The sequence below is a fragment of the Paenibacillus oryzisoli genome, from assembly GCF_050467285.1.
Taxonomy (GTDB): Bacteria; Bacillota; Bacilli; order Paenibacillales; family NBRC-103111; genus Paenibacillus_E; species Paenibacillus_E oryzisoli_A.
This window is the reverse complement of the sequence record NZ_JBCMUN010000043.1, coordinates 845-1,455: the sequence shown is the minus strand read 5'-3', so window position 1 is coordinate 1,455 and position 611 is coordinate 845. Positions and strand designations below refer to the sequence as shown.

Genomic DNA, 611 nt, shown 5'->3' with positions numbered 1-611 from the left:
TGTTTTTATGCGCAAGCAAGAAAAAAGCGTACAGCAAACAAAGCGGATGGAATATCCGCTTAAAAAATGTTCATTTAAGCCGAATTATGCTACTCTGTAGACGAAGCTAACAGCTGATTTATAGCGGGTTTTGCGCGTATTCTGCTGTCCTGGGCGGATGGGTCGAATCGGCAAAATGTTTTTACGAATCAGCGCTTCAACATCGGGCGGGGGTTCATCATCTTTTGAGCGCAGGAAATGTCTACAAACGTGAACGGCAACTGTGAAGTTGACTTGGTAGTGGTGCCGTTTATCCATTTGCGAAATGACGACGTGCGAGGTCATCATTTCAGCGAAATTGTACATGATCATTCTTGCGAAAATCTCTTGGATGATGGACTCTTGTTTCTTCGCGTGAAAACTCGTCAACCCGACGGTGTATTTCAACGCTCTAAATGAGGTTTCAATGCCCCATCGCATGTTATAAATAGACTTCAGTTCATCGGGTGGGAAATCTGCAGCAGAAAGATTCGTAATGACAGTTTCATAAGCGCCACTTGGCAGGACGAAACGAACTACCCGAAAGGAAATCGGGTAAAATAAGTTCTCATGCAAATCCAAAAAATCAAATG

The 611-nt window shown here is 43.5% G+C and carries 2 protein-coding genes (1 of these 2 cut by a window edge); both read right to left on the bottom strand.

Annotation, left to right across the window (positions count from 1 at the left end; translation table 11 throughout):
• Positions 1–84: 84 nt before the first annotated feature.
• Positions 85–600 carry a transposase gene (locus tag ABE504_RS32885; RefSeq protein ID WP_430096945.1) on the bottom strand — a complete coding sequence of 172 codons (516 nt, stop codon included), beginning with the start codon at positions 598–600 and terminating at the stop codon, positions 85–87.
• A gap of 4 nt (positions 601–604) precedes the next feature.
• Positions 605–611, bottom strand: the 3' end of a protein-coding gene (locus ABE504_RS32880; RefSeq protein WP_430096946.1) for a transposase. Its footprint extends 539 nt past the window's final position; only the last 7 of its 546 coding nucleotides appear in the window; its start codon lies off the right edge, out of view; it ends in the stop codon at positions 605–607.